The following is a 16,969-nucleotide window of genomic DNA, read 5'->3' as shown; positions in this document are numbered from 1 at the left end:
AAAGGGAACATACAAGCTCGCCCCACACCTTATCGAATCGGCTGGGGATCGTTTTCCAGCAGGATCGGCTTGCCGTGCGGCGTGGCATGCGCGGCGCGCTCCCAGGCTTCAGCCATAGCGTCGACATCCGACTTCGCGGCCAGCCCTTTGGTGGCAAGCAGGCTTTCCAGCGCCGCCAGCCAATGTTCGTAATAATCATGGCCGTCCACTGCGGCGCCCGGTCTCTTCACCTCTTCCGACAGTGCCTGCGCCCACTCGCCCCACGAAAACAGGCCCTTGTCGTGCAACGCCACCGTCATAGCGAACGCCTCGGCTTGCCATGGCTCGGCAAACACCGGCGCATCGACGCCCGGCGGCAGCTCGGCCATGTCCGAGTCACGCCGGCTCAAGATAACTCTCCCAGGCATCGATCGACACAACAAGCATCGGGTCGGCGCCCTCGCCCCAGATTTCCGATCCTTCGAAAAACACGGTGTAGACCCATTGCGGGTTTTCGCCGTGGCCATGCGCGTTGCTGTCGGGGAACACGAACCCATCGCGCACGGCCTCGATTGTACCCTGCTTGCCGCGCGCGTAGCGCGGCAGCCGCGTGTGGCCGGTCGGGTTGAAGTTCTTGGTCCGTACAGGATCGCCGGCCTTGAACCGCGCTGGCTGTGCCACAGGCCGGTCGCAAGGCCCGCCCTTGGCCAGCACGGCAGGCACGTTTTCCGCCTTCAGCACCCTTTTCGGTGTCGCAGCCGGATCAATCGCTCGGCCCTCAGCCAAGTCGCGCTCGCTGACAAACCCATGGCGCTTGAGCAGCACCTCCAGCGCCTTGATCCAGATCTCGTAGTAGCTGGAGGCATAATAGTCGGCCGGATGCAGTGATTCCCGCGCATGCCGGCTCTCGTCGATGTTCCAGGCTCCCATGGCGCCGGCAGTCAGCGTCACGCCGAGCGCCCGCCTCTCCCATGCGGCATGAAAATACGGCTCGTCCTGTTCGGGCGCGACGGGACCGAACCCCATTTGTCCGCCGAGATCCTGCGGCCCGTTCATGCCGGCTGCCCCTCTATTTCAGGTCTTTGGGCCAAGCCGGTCCCGATCATCGCATCACGGCTGACCAACTCCGCCAGCCGCTCCTCGCTCCAGCCTTCGGTATTTTCGGGCCGCATCGGCACGACGAGATAGCGCAGCTCGGCGGTCGAATCCCAGACGCGGATTTTCTTGTCCGCCGGCAGCGTCAGCCCGAACTCCTCCAGCACGCCGCGCGGATCGATGACGGCACGCGAACGATAGGGCGGCGCCTTGTACCAGACCGGCGGCAGGCCGAGCACCGACCACGGATAGCAGGAGCACAGCGTGCAGACGACGAGATTGTGCGTCTCCTCGGTGTTGAACACCGCCTGCATGTGCTCGCCCTGCCGCCCGGTATAGCTCAGCGATTCGATCGCCGCCGTCGCATCGCGTTTCAGCCATTCGGCATAGGCGGGATCGCTCCAGGCCTTCGCCACCACCCTGGCGCCGTTGCGCGGGCCGATTTTCGTCTCGTAGGTATCGACGATGACGTCGATCGCCGCCGGATCGATCAGCCCCTTTTGGGTGAGGATGGTTTCCAGCGCGCGGACGCGGGCGGCAAACGGATCGAGTTCGTTGTCGTGGTCATGATCGTGTGACATGGCCGCAAACTACGTTTCCAGTGATGCCGCCGCAAGCGCAACGGCTTGGGCCAACGGCACATGGCGCTGGCCCTGTCACATCATTCGGCCGCCGCCCGCTGCGGTTCGGGCAGCATGTCTTCCCTGGCTTCGAATAGCGACGGCTGATCCCCCGCTTCGACCGGGCCTGGCTCGCCCTTGCGCTTCGACCAAAGCCCGACCAGCCAGCCAGAGAAATTCTCCATGTAGACATAGATCACCGGCGTCACGAACAGGGTCAGCGCCTGCGAGGCAAGCAGACCACCGACAACGGCAACGCCCAGCGGCTGGCGCAGTTCGGCGCTGGCGCCGGTGCCGAGCGCAATCGGGAATGTGCCCATCAGTGCCGCCAGCGTCGTCATCATGATCGGCCTGAACCGCATCAGGCAGGCCTTGTGGATCGACTCGGTCGCGGACATGCCGTCTCGTCGCAGTTCAAGCGCGACGTCGACCATCATGATGCCGTTCTTCTTGACGATGCCGATCAGCATCAGGATGCCGATCACCGCGATGACAGACAGATCCATACCGGCGAAGCGCAAGGCAACAACCGCCCCGAGCACAGCCGACGGCAGGCCGGTGAGGATTGTCAGCGGGTGGATGAAGCTCTCGTAGAGGATGCCGAGCACGATGTAGATGGTCAGGATTGCGCCGCCGACCAGAAAACCCTGGTTGGCAAGAGAATCCTGGAAGGTCTTGGCCGTCCCGGCGAAGGTGGTCGAGATCACCGTCGGCATGCCGATCTGCTCCTTCAGCGCATTGATGCGCGTCACGCTGTCGCCCAGCGCCACGCCCTGCGGCAGATTGTAGGAGATGGTCACGGCTGGAAGCTGGCCGAGCTGGTTGACAGTCAGGGCGCCGGCCGTGCGATCGACCCGGGCGAAGGCGCCGAGCGGAACCAGACTGCCGCTCGCCGTCCTCATCTGGATGGCCAGCATCCGCTCGGGCGACCACTCGATCTTTGGATCGAGCTCGGTGATGACTTCGTAGCTGTCGGCCGAACCGAAGATTGTCGAAACCTGGTCGGTGCCGAACCCGCCATAGAGGGCGGAGCGCAACGTGTCGGTATCGATACCGAGCTGGGCGGCCTTGTCGCGATCCACCACCAGCGTCGCCTGCAACGCATTGTTCTGCAGGTCGCTGGTGACGTCGGTGAAGTTCGCATGGTCGGCCGCCATCGCGTCGTTCAGTTTCTGCGCCCAAATATCGGTCAGGCCGGTATCAAGGCCCTGAACCACGAGCTGGTAGGCGCTTGCCGACGACCGCGAGCCCAGCCTCAAATTCTGCACCGGCTGCATGTAGGTCTCGATGCCCGCCACGCCGGCCAGTTGCTTGCGCAGATCCGAAAGCACCTTCTCGATATCGGGGCGCTGGTCCTTGCCCTTGAGCTGGACGAAAAGCTGCCCCTGATTGAGCGCATTGTTGCCGCTGCCCGCCGACCACGCCACATGGGCGACATAGGGCGAATGCGAGAAGACGCTGGCGACCTGTCCTTGCAGCCTGGACATGGCATCGAAAGAGATGTCCTGACGTGCGATGGTGGTCACCGATATCTGGCCGATGTCCTCCTGCGGGAAGAAACCCTTCGGCGAAGTCTGGATCAGCCACACCGACGCTGCCGCGGTGCCGACGAAGACGAGGAACACCAGGAAGGTGTGGCGCAGGCAGAAGCTCAAGACCCTGTCGTAGCCGCGGGTGACGAGGTCCTGCTTATGACCGGGGCCATGCTTGTCACGGTCGGCTTTGGTCACCGACAGCAGCCGCGAGCACAGCATCGGCGTCAGCGTCAGCGACACGAACATCGACGCCAGGATGGCGACCGTCACCACGACGGCGAACTCGTTGAAGATGCGCCCGATGACGCCACCCATCAGCAGCACGGGGATGAACACCGCCACCAGCGAGATCGAGATCGAGATGATGGTGAAGCCGATTTCGCGCGCGCCCTTCAGCGATGCGTCGAAGGCCGACAGCCCGTCCTCCTCCATATGGCGGAAGATGTTTTCAAGCATCACGATGGCGTCGTCGACGACGAGGCCGACCGCCAGCGTCAGGCCCATCAGCGATATGTTGTCGATGGAAAAGCCGAACAGGAACATCGCGCCGAGCGTGGCGATCAGCGAGATCGGCACAGCCACGGCCGGGATGATGGTCGCCGTCACCCGGCGTAGGAACACGAAGATCACCATGATCACCAGGGCAATGGTGAGCAACAGCGTGAACTGCACGTCGCTGACCGCCTGCCGGATCGAACTGGAGCGGTCGTTAAGCAGCTTGATGTCGGCGGCGGCCGGCATCTGGTCCTTGAAGGACGGCAGCATCGCCTTGACCTTGTCGACGACGTCGACAGTGTTGGCATCGGGCTGGCGCTGCACGGCCATGATGATCGCGCGGGTGCCATCGTACCAACTTGCGGTGGTGGTGGTCTGCACCGAATCGACCACGCGGGTCACCTCGCCCAGCCGCACGGGATGACCGTTTTTGGTGGCGATGATGATGTTGGAGAAGCCGGCGGCGTCGGTCAGCTGCGTGTTGGCGGTGATGGTGAGCTGCTGCTTGTCGTTCTGCAGCACGCCCAGCGGCGTGTTGCTGTTGGCCGAGGCGACCGCCGCCTGCAGCTGATCGATCGAGATGCCGCGCGCGGCAAGCGCGGTCGGGTCGATCTGGATGCGCACCGCGTATTTCTGTTGGCCGAAGATCGAGACCTGCGCCACGCCGTCGATGGTCGACAGCGACGGCGAGATGACATTTTCCGCGAAAGCATCGAGATCGGTCAGCGGAACCGTGTCGCTGACCAGCGACATCAAAAGGATCGGCGCGTCGGCCGGATTGACCTTGCGATAGCTCGGCGGCGCCGTCATCTGCGGCGGCAATGATTTCTGCGTGCGCGCGATCGCCGCCTGCACATCGGCCGCCGCCGCATCGATGTCGCGGTTGAGCACGAACTGGATGGCGATCGAGGTCTGGCCAAGCGAGTTCGTGGTCGAGATCGAATCGATGCCGGCGATGGTGGCAAACTGCTTGATCAGCGGCGTCGCCACCGATGTCGCCATGGTTTCCGGCGAGGCGCCGGGCAGCGAAGCCGAGACATTGACCACCGGGAATTCGGCGCTGGGCAGTGCGGCCACCGGGAGGAACTTGTAGGCGAACAGCCCGCCCAGCACAAGGGCGAACGACATCAGAAGGGTGGCGACGGGTCGGCGTATGCAGAATTCGGAGATCATTGGGCCGCCTCGCCGGCGTTGGTCGCCTCGGCCACCTTGGGAGCAGCATTCGCCGTGGCCTTGCCCTCATGCACCGCCGCGCCGTCCTTCAGCCTCGTCTGGCCTTCGGTGACGACCTTCTCACCGCTTTTCAGCCCCTGGCTGATGGCGCTGTTGTCGCCTTCGGTCAGCGCCACCTGCACCGGCCGCATCTCGACCGTGTTGTCCGGCTTGACCACATAGACGAACTGCCCCTTCTGGCTTGGCTGCACCGCGACGGTCGGAACCGATGTCATCTGCGGCATGATGCCGGCGTCGAGCACGACATTCACATACTGGCCGGGCCATAGCGAAAGGTCCGCATTGGGAATGCTTGCCCGCGTGGCAATCGTGCCCGACGCGGTGTCGACGCTGGAGTCGACGAAATCGAGCGTGCCCTTGCCGATCGGCGTCGGGTCGCCGTCCTTGGTCAGTGTCACCGCGCCCTGCTGCGGGTTGGCAAGCGCCTTGTGCAGCAAAGCCAGGTTGCTCTCGGGAAGATTGAAGTTGACCTGCAGCGGGTCCATCTGGGTGATGGTCACCAGCGGAGTGGCCGTGCTGCTGTTGCCATTGCTGACGGTGACGAGATCGCCGACGGCGACGCTGACTGCGCCCAGCCTGCCGGAAATCGGCGCCGTGATCGTGGCGAAGCCAAGCTGGACATTGTCGGCGTCGATTGTCGCCTTGTCGGCATCGACAGTCGCTGCGGCAGCCTTCTGCGCGGCGACGGCCTGGTCGTAGGTCTGCTGCGTGCCGGCCTGCTTGGCGACCAGATCCTTCGCGCGCTGAAGATCCGACTGCGAGCTGGCGAGCATCGCCTGATCCTTGGCGAGCGCCGCCTGATCCTTGGCAAGCTGCGCCTTCAGCGCCCGGTCATCGAGCGAAAACAGAACGTCGCCGACCCTGACCATCTGCCCGTCCTTGACATCGATGGAGACGATCTGGCTGGACACCCGCGCGTTGATGTTGACGACGGCTGGAGAGGAGACGAAGCCGATGGCGTAGCGCCGGATCGGGAAATCGGCTGTCGAAGCGACGGCCGAGAGGATGGAGGCCGAGCGGGCGCCGCTGCCGCCACCTGCCGACTTGCCCCCCGTTGCCGGCTTGTCGGTGGTCGGTTTGTCCGCGGCCGCGACCTGCTTTGCGCCGATAAGCTGCTGAACTCTGCTCAGCGTGTCCGGAGACAGATAGAGCCAGGCCGCGCCGACACAGGCGACCGCAAGCAATGAAAGAATGACTTTTCCACGCATCGACAAAAGGCCCTCTCTGTCCGACACGCCATAACCAGGTGGTCGTATTCTAGCGCAACTCACGGCTCACTGCCGCGATTTCGCCGAATAGATAGGACACGCCTTTGTCGGAAAAGGGCCAAAAGGCGGCATTACGAAGATTTAATGTGCACTGCACAACGGATGTGCAACACGGGCTCAATCCCGATCTGGGCGGTACGCCCGAGACTCCGGATCCTGTCCCTCAAAGATCAGATGATGCGCCCCGGGCCTACCTCAGCATCGGCCAAAGCGTCGCCGCCAGCAGCACGCCCATGGCGATGTTGAACCATTTCAGCCGCACCGGGTCCGACAGGAAACCGCGCAGTGCGGTGCCGAACCCAGCCCACACCGAGACGCTCGGCAAATTGACGATGGTGAAAGCCACGGCGATCAACACCACCGACAGGAACGGGTGCTCGGCATTGGCATAGACGGCCATGGCGGTGATCGCCATCACCCACGCCTTGGGATTGACCCACTGGAATGCGGCTGCCTCGATGAAGCGCATGGGCCGCGCTTTCGTCTCGCCCTTGCCGGTCAGCGTGCGCGACATGGCGATCTTCCAGGCGAGGTACAAAAGATAGGCGCCGCCGGCGATCTTGAGCACGGTATGCAGCGCCGGAAACGCCGTCAACACAGCGCCGAGGCCAAGACCGACGGCAAGCAGCAGCACGAGGAAACCCATGCTGATGCCCAGCATGTGCGGAACGGTTCTGACGAGGCCGAAATTCACGCCCGATGCCAGAAGCATGAGATTGTTCGGCCCCGGCGTGATCGACGTCACGAAGGCGTAGACAAGCAGGGCAAGGAATGCGTCGAGCGACATGGATATCTTCCCTGACAAGTCAGCATCTTGTCTCTTCTCGGCGACCCCGCAAAGGCTACGGATGGCCTCACTGTGGAAGCTGGCTGACGCGTTCGGCGCCAGCCCCGCCGAAGTCCTACATCGCCTGCGGGCCGCGGTTCAACGCTGCCACGCCGGTGCGGCAGATTTCGACCAGGCCGAGCGGTTTCATGATGGCGATGAACTGGTCGATCTTGGAGCCTTTGCCGGTGATCTCGAAGATGAAATGCTCGGTGTTGGCGTCGATGACGCTGGCGCGGAACGCATCGGCCAGCCGCAACGCCTCGACGCGGGCCTCGCCGGTGCCGGCGACCTTGACCAGCGCCAGTTCGCGCTCAAGCGGCCGTTCCTGGCCGGATTCATGCGAACGCACGGTCAGGTCGACGACGCGGTGCACCGGCACGATGCGCTCGAGCTGGTGCTTGATCTGCTCCAGCACATGCGGCGTGCCGCGCGTCACGATGGTGATGCGCGACAGGTGTTTTTCATGCTCGGTCTCGGAGACGGTCAGGCTCTCGATGTTGTAGCCGCGCCCGGAAAACAGGCCGATGACCCTGGCAAGCACGCCCGGCTCATTGTCGACCAGCACGGAAAGCGTGTGGTTTTCCGGCTTTTCCGTCTCCTTGGCGATGAAATAGGCGGAGCCGGTCGGTTGTAGCTGTGCGTTCATGACATGAATCTCGTTTTTCAAGCTCTTGAGCTAATTCTCTGTTTGCGCAGGGCTTTCTCGCGACAGCCCTGCCTTGGTTCTGCCGGCTACACCAGTTCCCTGCCCTTGGCGTCGATGGCGTTGGCCACCGCCTCGTCGGTCGCCTCGTCGGGCAACAGCATCTCGTTGTGCGCCTTGCCTGACGGGATCATCGGGAAGCAGTTGGCGAGCGTCGCCACGCGGCAGTCGAACAGCACCGGCTTCCTGACCGAGATCATCTCCTTGATCGCGTCGTCCAGCTCGTCCGGCTTCTCGCAGCGAATGCCGTGGCCGCCATAGGCCTCGGCCAGCTTGACGAAGTCCGGCATCGCCTCGGTGTACGAATGCGACAGCCGGTTGCCGTGCAGCAACTGCTGCCACTGCCGCACCATGCCCATATACTGGTTGTTCAGGATGAAGATCTTGATCGGCGCGTCGTGCTGCACGGCCGCGCTCATCTCCTGCATCGTCATCTGCACGGAGGCGTCGCCGGCAATGTCGATGACCAGCGCGTCGGGATGCGCGATCTGCACGCCGAGCGCCGCCGGCAGGCCGTAGCCCATCGTGCCCAGCCCGCCCGACGTCATCCAGCGGTTCGGCTTCTCGAAATGATAGTGCTGCGCCGCCCACATCTGGTGCTGGCCGACCTCGGTGGTGATGTAAGTGTCCAGACCCTTGGTCAGTTCGTAGAGCCGCTCGATGGCGTATTGCGGCATGATCACGTCATTGTTCATCTTGTAGGCGAGCGAGTCGCGCGCACGCCATTTGGCGATCTGCTCCCACCAGGGGTAGAGCGCCTTCTTGTCGGCCTTGGCGCTCGCACGCCACAGCCGCACCATATCCTCCAGCACCCGGCCGACATCGCCGATGATCGGGACCTCGGTGTGGACGTTCTTGTTGATCGACGACGGATCGATGTCGATGTGGATCTTCTTCGAGTTCGGCGAGAAGGCGGTCAGCCGCCCGGTGATGCGGTCGTCGAAACGCGCGCCGATGCAGATCATCACGTCGCAGTCATGCATGGCCATGTTGGCTTCATAGGTGCCGTGCATGCCGAGCATGCCCATCCAGTTCTTGCCCGATGCTGGATAGGCGCCGAGGCCCATCAGCGTCGAGGTGATCGGGAAACCGGTGAGATCGACCAGTTCGCGCAGCAGATGGCTCGCTTCCGGGCCGGAATTGATGACGCCGCCGCCGCTGTAGATGATCGGCTTCTTGGCACCGGCCATCAGCTCGACCGCCGCCTTGATCTTTTCCAGGTCGCCCTGGACCTTTGGCTGGTAGCTGGTGCGCGGCGCGATCTGCGGCGGGACGTAGAATCCCCTGGCGAACTGCACGTCCTTCGGGATATCGACGACGACCGGACCGGGGCGGCCGGTGGTCGCGACATGGAAAGCCTCGTGGATGGTCGCAGCGAGCTCGTTCACGTCCTTCACCAGCCAGTTGTGCTTGGTGCAGGGGCGGGTAATGCCAACCGTATCGCATTCCTGAAAAGCGTCGGAGCCGATCAGCGAGGTCGGCACCTGCCCCGTCAGGCAGACCAGCGGGATCGAATCCATCAGCGCGTCCTGCAGCGGCGTCACGGCATTGGTGGCACCGGGGCCGGAGGTCACCAGCATGACGCCGGCCTTGCCGGTCGAGCGCGCATAGCCTTCGGCTGCATGGCCGGCGCCCTGCTCGTGGCGCACCAGTATGTGCTCGACATCGTCCTGCTGGAAGATCTCGTCATAGATCGGAAGGACAGCGCCGCCGGGATAGCCGAAGACATGCTTGACGCCATTGTCCTTCAGCGCCTGCACCACCATTTCGGCACCTGTCATCTCGCGCCGCTCGTTCTGTCCGTTGCTCATCGGTCTGGTCCCGTACTGTCGCCATTGGGCGTTTGCTGGTCGTTTAGTCGTGTTTCAGGCAATAAAAAAGGCCCCCGAGGGAGCCTGTGTCTTGCGCATGGGGGGTTTTCGCCCGGCGGTTACACCGCCTTGCCCACGCGCTTTCCTACGAGAATGAGTGCCGTTTTCATGGTGGCGGACACTAAGGGCGGGCAAGGCAGCCTGTCAACGGGAAAAATCGCGCCGGCGCGCACAGCGTGCCGGCACGATCGAGGTGGTCAGCCCGGCGCCTTGCAGCGGGAAACGCGTGGATCGCATCTGGACGCCTTCCTGGCCTCCATCTTCGCTGGCGGATGGTGGGGTGCCACCCTTGCCGGGCCATGGTGCTGGGGCATGTGCATTGCCAACGCTTGCTGATGCGGCTTTTGTTGCCCGCCACCGAGTGCTGGACGCTGCCCCGAAACCGGCTTGGGCGAAACCGGTTTGGGCGAACCCCGTTTGGGCGACGATTTGACAACGATGCGTCCGTCGCCCGCGGTCCTGTCGGCATGCAGCTTGAGCGCATCGGCCTTCGCGCCGTTGCCGGCGGCCATCCGCTTGCGCACGGCGTCGCCAGGCTTCACGACGGCCGGATTGCTGGCAGCCACCGCGCCGCGGGAAATGGCCTTGCCGCCGGTCAGCGTCTTGACGCCATGACCCGCCACGGTTTGCCCATTTCCATTGGCCGCCCTGGCGGCGGGCGTTCCATTGCCGGCCAGCCTCTTGATCTCGGCGCCCCTGGAAGCATCGAGCCGTGCACTGGCAAACACCCCTTTGCGCGGTGGAACCACTCTTGCTGCCTTGATCGATTCGATGACGGGCTTCGGGAACTGCTGCAGCCGGGGTCCGGCATTGATCGCAACGACCTGGTTGCCGAGCCGCACATGCGGCGCATTGTTGACCACGACCGTCTGGTTGATGATCGTCGTGTTGCGCGCGATGACGACGTTCTCAGTGGCAGGCCGTACCACTCTGACCAGATCGACCGCGCCGATCGCCGCCACCGGCACGAAACACCACCAGGCGTCGTCGAAGGCGACGTCGACATCGGGGGGTGCCGGAGCCCAGCCGACATCGTTGCCACCCTGGCGCCAGACCACCCAGGCCGGCGCCCATTGATCGCCGGCGATCCACACCCAGCCGAAATCGGGATCATAGGCCCAGCGGCCATAGTGATAGACGACATCGCCGAATGGCTCGGTGGACTGCCAGTACCAGCCATCGTCGGTCCAGACCCACCTGCCGTCGGTGTAGGGTCGCCATTCGGTACGGACCGAGGGAACCCAGACATCGCCGAAGCGGCTGGAGGTTCGCCATCCGCCATAGTTCGAAAGCCTTTCGCGGACGGTAACGGCAATTTCCGCCGCATGCGCCTGCGTTCCGGGCAGCACCAGCGGGCCGGTCAGGGTCGCGCTCAAGGCCATGACCGCGGCCATTGCTGCTGCGCGTCCACGCCGGCCAAGGGAGCGACATGAAGACGCTTGGATAAAAGGTATGATGATCATAACGGGCTCCAGAGTTCCGCATCCAGAAAATCCCGGGAACCGTCCTGTTGCCCGCCACCGCTTCCCGGCTTCTCACCGATCGGTTGTCATCGGCCTCGGTGACCGCATTGCGGCATTTGACCATCAATTTTGCGCGACCGGCGCGGCATTCACAAATGGAACGTTCGTTTCCGGCGCCCGAGCGATTCCGAAACTGTCCGGCGATCTCACTTATAGGATAGACCATTGAAATCGCTGGAAACTATGGTGGGGCGTGACGAGGGCCGCCATCTCTGACGATACTTGATCGTCCGGCGGCGAGCCCGGCGGAGCCACCACCATGACGATCTGGATTTCACGGGAGGAAACCTGATGCTCGACAAGCCCTCTAGCAAGAACACGGCCCCTAGCAAGAAACTGTCCGACCTGCTCGATCAATTCGGCGCCGCGCTTGCTGCCAATGACATCGAGAAGGCGGTCGATTGCTTTCAGGAGGATTGCTACTGGCGCGACCTTGTTACCTTCACCTGGAACATCAAGACCATGGAAGGCCGCGACCAGGTCCGCGACATGCTGAAAAGCCAGTTGTCGAAACCAGGCCATCGCATTTTTCAATCGCCAAGGGCGAGGACGCGACCGAGAGCGGCGGGCTGATCGAGGGCTGGATCAGCTTCGAGACGGAAGTGGCACGCGGCTTCGGCCATATCAGGCTGAAGAACGGCAAGATCTGGACGCTGCTGACCACCATGGCCGGACTGAAAGGCCACGAGGAGCCGGCAGGCTTTGCGCGGCCGATGGGCGCCAGGCACGGCTCGGGCAAGAACCGTCCGACATGGAAAGAAGAACGCGAGAGGGAAGCCGCCGAACTCGGCTTCAAGACGCAGCCCTATACGGTGATCATCGGTGGCGGCCAGGGCGGTATCGCGCTCGGCGCGCGGCTGCGGCAGCTTGGCGTGCCGACCATCATCATCGAGAAGAACGAGCGCGCCGGCGACAGCTGGCGCAAGCGCTACAAGTCGCTCTGCCTGCATGACCCGGTCTGGTACGACCATCTGCCCTATATCGATTTCCCGAAGAACTGGCCGGTTTTCTCGCCCAAGGACAAGATCGGCGACTGGCTGGAAATGTATACCAAGGTGATGGAGCTGAATTACTGGTCCTCGACCGAGGCCAAAAGCGCTTCCTATGACGACAAGAAAAAGGAATGGACCGTCGTCGTCCACCGCGACGGCAAGGACATCACGCTGAGGCCCAAGCAGCTGGTGCTGGCGACCGGACAGTCCGGCAAGGCCAATCTGCCAAAATTCAAGGGCATGGAGACCTTCAAGGGCGACCAGCACCACTCGTCGAAGCATCCGGGTCCCGACGCCTATGCCGGCAAAAAAGCCGTTGTCATCGGATCCAACAATTCCGCCCATGACATCGCTGCGGCACTTTGGGAAGCTGGTGCCGACGTGACCATGGTGCAACGCTCGAGCACCCATATCTCCAGGTCCGACACGTTGATGGAAATCGGACTGGGTTCGCTCTATTCGGAGCAGGCGCTGCAGAATGGCATCACCACCGCCAAGGCCGATCTCATCTTCGCTTCGCTGCCCTACAAGATCCTGCACGAGTTCCAGATCCCGGCCTATGCCGAGATGAAGAAGCGCGACGCGGCATTCTACAAGGGTCTGGAAAAGGCCGGCTTCATGCTCGACTGGGGCGACGACGAATCCGGCCTGTTCATGAAGTATCTCCGGCGCGGCTCCGGCTATTATATCGATGTTGGCGCCTCGCAGCTGGTCATCGACGGTTCGATCAAGCTGAAGAGCGGCGTCGACGTCGAGGAAATCAAGCAGCACTCTGTTCTGCTCAGCGACGGGTCGGAACTGCCTGCGGACCTCATCGTCTACGCCACCGGCTACGGCTCGATGAACGGTTGGGCCGCCGATCTGATATCTCGCGAAACCGCCGACAAGGTCGGCAAATGCTGGGGCCTTGGCTCGGACACCACCAAGGATCCCGGCCCCTGGGAAGGCGAGTTGCGCAACATGTGGAAGCCGACGCAACAGGAAGCGCTGTGGTTCCATGGCGGCAATCTGCACCAGTCACGCCACTATTCGCAGTTCCTGTCGCTGCAATTGAAGGCGCGGCATGCAGGCATCGCGACGCCGGTCTACGGCCTGCAGCAGGTCCACCATAAGGGATAGGCGACCGCCATTCCGGCCGGGCAACATGAAGGAGGCATGGCTTGCACCCTGCCTCCTTGCCAGGATGAACTGACTACGCCGGTCTATCCGCCGCGAACTGCGTCACCACGCGCTGCAGCAGCGGCACGTAATCGCGAAACGTTCGTGTCTTCATGTTGGCGATCTTGCCGCTCTCGTCCCAGATGCGGACCCGGACCGCTTCCTCGTGAAAGGGGTTCTTGCGGAACTCTGCCACCTCATCGGCGTTCATCGGCCCTCCCTGCAGCGACAACGTGTGGACCGACGCCTGCGAGAGCTTGCCGAAATAGGTCGGGTCGGTGGCGCAGAGATAGCGTTTGGCCGCGACATGCAGCCTGACGCATTCGACGATGACAGGTGGAAAGAACGGCGCCAGCACCTCGCCGCCGGCCTCGTCATGATGCTTGTCCTCGACATCCTCGGGCGAATAGGTGCCGAACTCGCTGGTGTAGTGGCCGATGTCGTGCAGCAGGGCCGCCGCGACCAGTTCATCGGGCGCGCCGTCCTTTTCAGCGAACCAGGCGCCCTGCAGCATGTGCTCCGACATGGTGACGGGTTCGCCGAGATAGGATTCCGCGCCCCGGCGTTCAAAAATGTCGGCGATGAATTCGACGATCGTGTCGGCGTTCAAATCCTGGCCGCTCATTCCGCGGCCTCCTTGAACCCGTGCTCGATCGCCGCGAGCGTCGACAGCAGGCCGTCCTTGTCGGCATAGCAACCCTGCAGCCAGCGTTTGCCGGTGCCGGAAAACGCCTTGCGCGCATGCATGACGCGCGTGTTGTCGACGATGAAGGCCTGCCCCGCTTCGAGCTTGAACGTAACTTCGAAGGACGGATCCTCGATCAGCTCGGCGAACCGGCGATAGGCGGCGTAGTAGGCTTCCATGTCGGCGAACGGCACATCGACCGTCGGCGCCAGCGAACGGTTGTTGAAGCGGATGCAGATCAGCTCGCCATCAGGCCCGAGCTCGATCATTGGCCGCTTCGCCTGCAGTCGCACACCCGATGAGCCGGCATATTCGAAGCGCGCCGGGCATGAACTCAACAGCCGGAAGCCTTCGGGGTTCTCAGCCTGCAGCGCGGCCGCGACGGCAAAACCGTCGACGACGCTGGACTCGCCACCCTCAACCGTATTTTCGATGCAGGACAGGATCTGCAGCGTCGGCACAGGGTCGCGATAGGGATTGTCGGTGTGCGCCTGGAGGCCGAGATTCGTGTAGGCGAGATTGTTCGGATTGACCTCGGCGCGCACTTCGAACCAGCGCCCGTAATTGGTTTCCCTGATGTAGCCGAAAAGATCGGACACTTTGCACAGTGCCCCGGATTCGGTCGGCAGATCGTCCATCACCGCGAAGCCATAGGTTTTCACCGCCGACAGCCATTGCCCCAGCACAGCGCGATCGCGGCTGGCCGCAACATAGCCGGCGCGCGGCACCGAATTCTGCATCGAGGCCTTGGTCCATCGCACGGTGGCCTCGCCTGTCCAGCCGGGCTGGCGGCCTGCGTCACGATCATAGGCATTGGCGCTCAGCCATGCCGCGGGAAAGCTGACCGTCTTCTGCTCGGGCACGAAGCTGACTTCCAGGGCGCCGCCTTTGATCGATGCGGCGCCGATCCTGGTGTCGGCGGGAATGTCGAGAATGGTGATGAGCCGTTGACCATTGCCGGCGCTGCGCGTCTTGTCGTCCAGCGCATTGTCGCGCAGCCACATGGCGTGAAAACGGCTGCGCGACCCGTCCTGCCAGCCAAGGTCGATTGTTCTGCCTTCGTCGCCGATCCGCGCCTGGGTGAGCATGGAGATCCGTTCCTGTCCATTGCGTCCCCCGCAGCCTGATCCGCAGGGTTTCGATTGCATGTTGATCGCGCGACAGGCATAATTCAAATTATCATTTTTTGGCCAATGACCGCCGAATACTAATGGCTCGTACAAATACACCCGTGCCGCCTCTGGACTGGCTGCGCAGTTTCGAGGCGGCGGCGCGGCTGTCGAATTTCACCGCGGCGGCAGCCGAGCTCGGTCTCACCCAGGCAGCCGTCAGCCAGCACATCCGGTTTCTCGAGGAGCGGCTCAAGACACGTTTGTTTTCGCGGCTGGCGCGGGGCGTCGCACTGTCGCCGGAGGGAGCAGCCTACCTGCCTCACATCCAGTCGGCCTTCGCCACCATCGGCAACAGCACCGCGGAACTGTTCGAGCCGCGTGCCGTCCAGACCGTGACCATCCGGGCGCCGATCTCCTTTGCCTTGCTCATGCTGGTTCCGGCGCTGCCCGATCTCGCGAAGGCACTGCCGCGCATCCAGCTCGATCTGGTGACGATCCATCGCCCTGCTGACTACGATCTGCCGGGCTCGGTGCTCGACATCCGCTTCGGCAACGGATCCTTCCCCGGCCGCGAAGCCGACAGACTGACCGCCGAGCGGCTCGTGCCGGTGGCCGCACCTGCGCTCGCCGGCAACGCCGACTGGCCTTCCCTGCCGCTGCTTCTGGTCGCCGGCGCGCGCGAGATGTGGGCGGAATGGTTCGCCGCCGCTGGACTGGCTGGCCATCCCAGACGATCGCACCGCTTCGACAGTTTCGTCACCGCCATGGAGGCGGCGAGCGCCGGCGCCGGCGTGCTTTTGGGCTCGCGGCCGCTGGTCGATGCGGCGCTCGACAGCAAGACGCTGGTCAGGCTTTCCGACTATGAACTTTCCAGCACATCGGGGCATTTCCTGACCAAGGCGTCGACAGCACGCCTGACCGGTGCCGAACAGGATTTTCGCCAGTGGCTGCTGTCACGCCTCTCCGCGCCGGCGCCGGCATGACTGGTTACGAGATTGGCCCGATCCGCTTCCAGTAGATCAGCGTGCCGGTCAGCCCGCCATGCGGCTTCAGGGCATAGTCCGGTATCTCGCCGGCCAGCGTGAAGCCCAGCCGCTCATAGAGGCCGGAAGCGCCCTCCTCGGTCGCCGTGTCCAGAACCAGCAGCGTGCGGCCTTTCTCCACCGCAAGGCTCTCGGCGGCCCGCATCAGGCGCGTTCCCACACCCCTGCCCCGGTGGTCGACTGATGTCATCAGTTTGGCGATCTCGGCCCGGTGCGGCTGGTTGGGCGGACAATCGAGCAGCAAGGTCACGGTGCCGACCAGGTTTTTGCCATCCCAGGCGCCAAGCACCGATCTTTCGCCCCTTGCCGCCGCGGCCAGCGATTTTTCCCAGAACGTCCTTGCCGCCTGCGGCGCCAACGGATGCATGAAGCTGACCGAACCGCCGGCCGCCACCGTTGCGACCAGCAATTCGGCCAGCATGTCCTGCGTCTCGGCAGCCGGGTTCAGGGTTGCGATCTCGATCGAGTTCATGTGCAGGATATCCTGTGATTGAGATAGAAGCGGGCGCATTGCTGTCAGTCCAGATGGCGCGCGCGGCGTCGCTTTCGCGCCGCCTTGATGGCGCTGATGCGGTCGGCGTCTTCGTGCCCGAGATGCCGCCCGCGCTCGAGGATCTCGAGCGTGTACTCCTCATAGGTCAGGCCAAGCCGCTCGGCTCTGTCCATGCGCAGCAGCATCACCTCGTGGCTCGGCGCCTTCCACGCCTTGGCATGGGCGGCCTGCCAGGCAAGAAAGATGTAGGGATCGTCCTTGCCCCATGGCGGGCCCTTGTACTCATCGAGAGGCGGCCCCCCATTATGGGAGCGCTTTGGTCTTCTTGCCATTGT

The 16,969-nt window shown here is 63.4% G+C and carries 15 protein-coding genes and 1 pseudogene; 3 read left to right on the top strand and 13 right to left on the bottom strand.

The features are described 5' to 3' along the window. Nucleotides 1–29: 29 nt before the first annotated feature. From NKJ11_RS26550 to NKJ11_RS26510, 9 genes are all read right to left on the bottom strand, one after another. The gene (locus NKJ11_RS26550; protein ID WP_502905819.1) at nucleotides 30–368 is read right to left on the bottom strand and encodes a nitrile hydratase accessory protein; all 339 of its coding nucleotides are present in this window, start codon (nucleotides 366–368) and stop codon (nucleotides 30–32) included. A 7-nt stretch (nucleotides 369–375) separates the two neighbouring features. Then, on the bottom strand, nucleotides 376–1,035 hold the full coding sequence (nthB, locus tag NKJ11_RS26545) for a nitrile hydratase subunit beta (RefSeq protein ID WP_352794675.1): 660 nt from the start codon (nucleotides 1,033–1,035) through the stop codon (nucleotides 376–378). Next, complete coding sequence (nthA, locus tag NKJ11_RS26540) at nucleotides 1,032–1,655, bottom strand: nitrile hydratase subunit alpha (protein ID WP_352551888.1); 624 nt, start codon at nucleotides 1,653–1,655, stop codon at nucleotides 1,032–1,034. The genes nthB and nthA overlap by 4 nt, the downstream gene beginning before the upstream one ends. A gap of 80 nt (nucleotides 1,656–1,735) precedes the next feature. Further along, on the bottom strand, nucleotides 1,736–4,897 hold the full coding sequence (locus NKJ11_RS26535) for an efflux RND transporter permease subunit (protein WP_352612391.1): 3,162 nt from the start codon (nucleotides 4,895–4,897) through the stop codon (nucleotides 1,736–1,738). Then, nucleotides 4,894–6,165: an efflux RND transporter periplasmic adaptor subunit gene (locus NKJ11_RS26530; RefSeq protein WP_352612456.1), complete on the bottom strand. Its 1,272-nt coding sequence runs from the start codon at nucleotides 6,163–6,165 to the stop codon at nucleotides 4,894–4,896. Before NKJ11_RS26530 ends, NKJ11_RS26535 begins: the two co-directional genes overlap by 4 nt. A gap of 250 nt (nucleotides 6,166–6,415) precedes the next feature. Next, nucleotides 6,416–7,012: a LysE family translocator gene (locus NKJ11_RS26525; protein WP_352794674.1), complete on the bottom strand. Its 597-nt coding sequence runs from the start codon at nucleotides 7,010–7,012 to the stop codon at nucleotides 6,416–6,418. Between the two features lie 115 nt (nucleotides 7,013–7,127). After that, entirely contained in the window at nucleotides 7,128–7,700 is a 573-nt protein-coding gene (gene ilvN / locus NKJ11_RS26520) for an acetolactate synthase small subunit (protein WP_023757090.1), read from the bottom strand. Between the two features lie 86 nt (nucleotides 7,701–7,786). Next, the gene (locus tag NKJ11_RS26515; protein ID WP_352632315.1) at nucleotides 7,787–9,568 is read right to left on the bottom strand and encodes an acetolactate synthase 3 large subunit; all 1,782 of its coding nucleotides are present in this window, start codon (nucleotides 9,566–9,568) and stop codon (nucleotides 7,787–7,789) included. 257 nt (nucleotides 9,569–9,825) lie between these two features. Next, complete coding sequence (locus NKJ11_RS26510; protein ID WP_352794673.1) at nucleotides 9,826–11,022, bottom strand: DUF6600 domain-containing protein; 1,197 nt, start codon at nucleotides 11,020–11,022, stop codon at nucleotides 9,826–9,828. 58 nt (nucleotides 11,023–11,080) lie between these two features. Here NKJ11_RS26510 and NKJ11_RS26505 point away from each other — a divergent pair, with 58 nt between their 5' ends. Further along, nucleotides 11,081–11,320, top strand: a complete 240-nt coding sequence (locus NKJ11_RS26505; protein ID WP_352794671.1) for a hypothetical protein — start codon at nucleotides 11,081–11,083, stop codon at nucleotides 11,318–11,320. A 122-nt stretch (nucleotides 11,321–11,442) separates the two neighbouring features. Further along, nucleotides 11,443–13,262, top strand: a pseudogene (locus NKJ11_RS26500) (NAD(P)-binding domain-containing protein). Between the two features lie 73 nt (nucleotides 13,263–13,335). Here the strand turns inward: NKJ11_RS26500 and tmpB are convergent. Further along, nucleotides 13,336–13,926: a (R)-1-hydroxy-2-trimethylaminoethylphosphonate oxygenase gene (gene tmpB, locus NKJ11_RS26495; RefSeq protein ID WP_352794669.1), complete on the bottom strand. Its 591-nt coding sequence runs from the start codon at nucleotides 13,924–13,926 to the stop codon at nucleotides 13,336–13,338. Then, nucleotides 13,923–15,074 (bottom strand): 2-trimethylaminoethylphosphonate dioxygenase, encoded by a 1,152-nt coding sequence (gene tmpA / locus NKJ11_RS26490; RefSeq protein ID WP_352794667.1) that lies wholly within the window; start codon nucleotides 15,072–15,074, stop codon nucleotides 13,923–13,925. The genes tmpB and tmpA overlap by 4 nt, the downstream gene beginning before the upstream one ends. 122 nt (nucleotides 15,075–15,196) lie before the next feature. On the opposite strand from tmpA, the gene NKJ11_RS26485 reads away from it, so the two are divergent. Beyond that, on the top strand, nucleotides 15,197–16,081 hold the full coding sequence (locus NKJ11_RS26485) for a LysR family transcriptional regulator (protein WP_352794665.1): 885 nt from the start codon (nucleotides 15,197–15,199) through the stop codon (nucleotides 16,079–16,081). A 4-nt stretch (nucleotides 16,082–16,085) separates the two neighbouring features. On the opposite strand, the gene NKJ11_RS26480 is transcribed toward NKJ11_RS26485, so the two are convergent. Together NKJ11_RS26480 and NKJ11_RS26475 are read right to left on the bottom strand one after the other, a co-directional pair. Next, nucleotides 16,086–16,613: a GNAT family N-acetyltransferase gene (locus NKJ11_RS26480; protein WP_352794664.1), complete on the bottom strand. Its 528-nt coding sequence runs from the start codon at nucleotides 16,611–16,613 to the stop codon at nucleotides 16,086–16,088. A gap of 44 nt (nucleotides 16,614–16,657) precedes the next feature. Continuing rightward, complete coding sequence (locus tag NKJ11_RS26475) at nucleotides 16,658–16,966, bottom strand: hypothetical protein (protein WP_352794662.1); 309 nt, start codon at nucleotides 16,964–16,966, stop codon at nucleotides 16,658–16,660. Nucleotides 16,967–16,969 lie beyond the last annotated feature (3 nt).

This window comes from Mesorhizobium sp. M0243 (assembly GCF_040321775.1).
GTDB lineage: Bacteria > Pseudomonadota > Alphaproteobacteria > Rhizobiales > Rhizobiaceae > Mesorhizobium.
The sequence above is the reverse complement of the archived record's forward strand: the minus strand, read 5'-3'. Positions and strand labels throughout refer to the sequence as shown.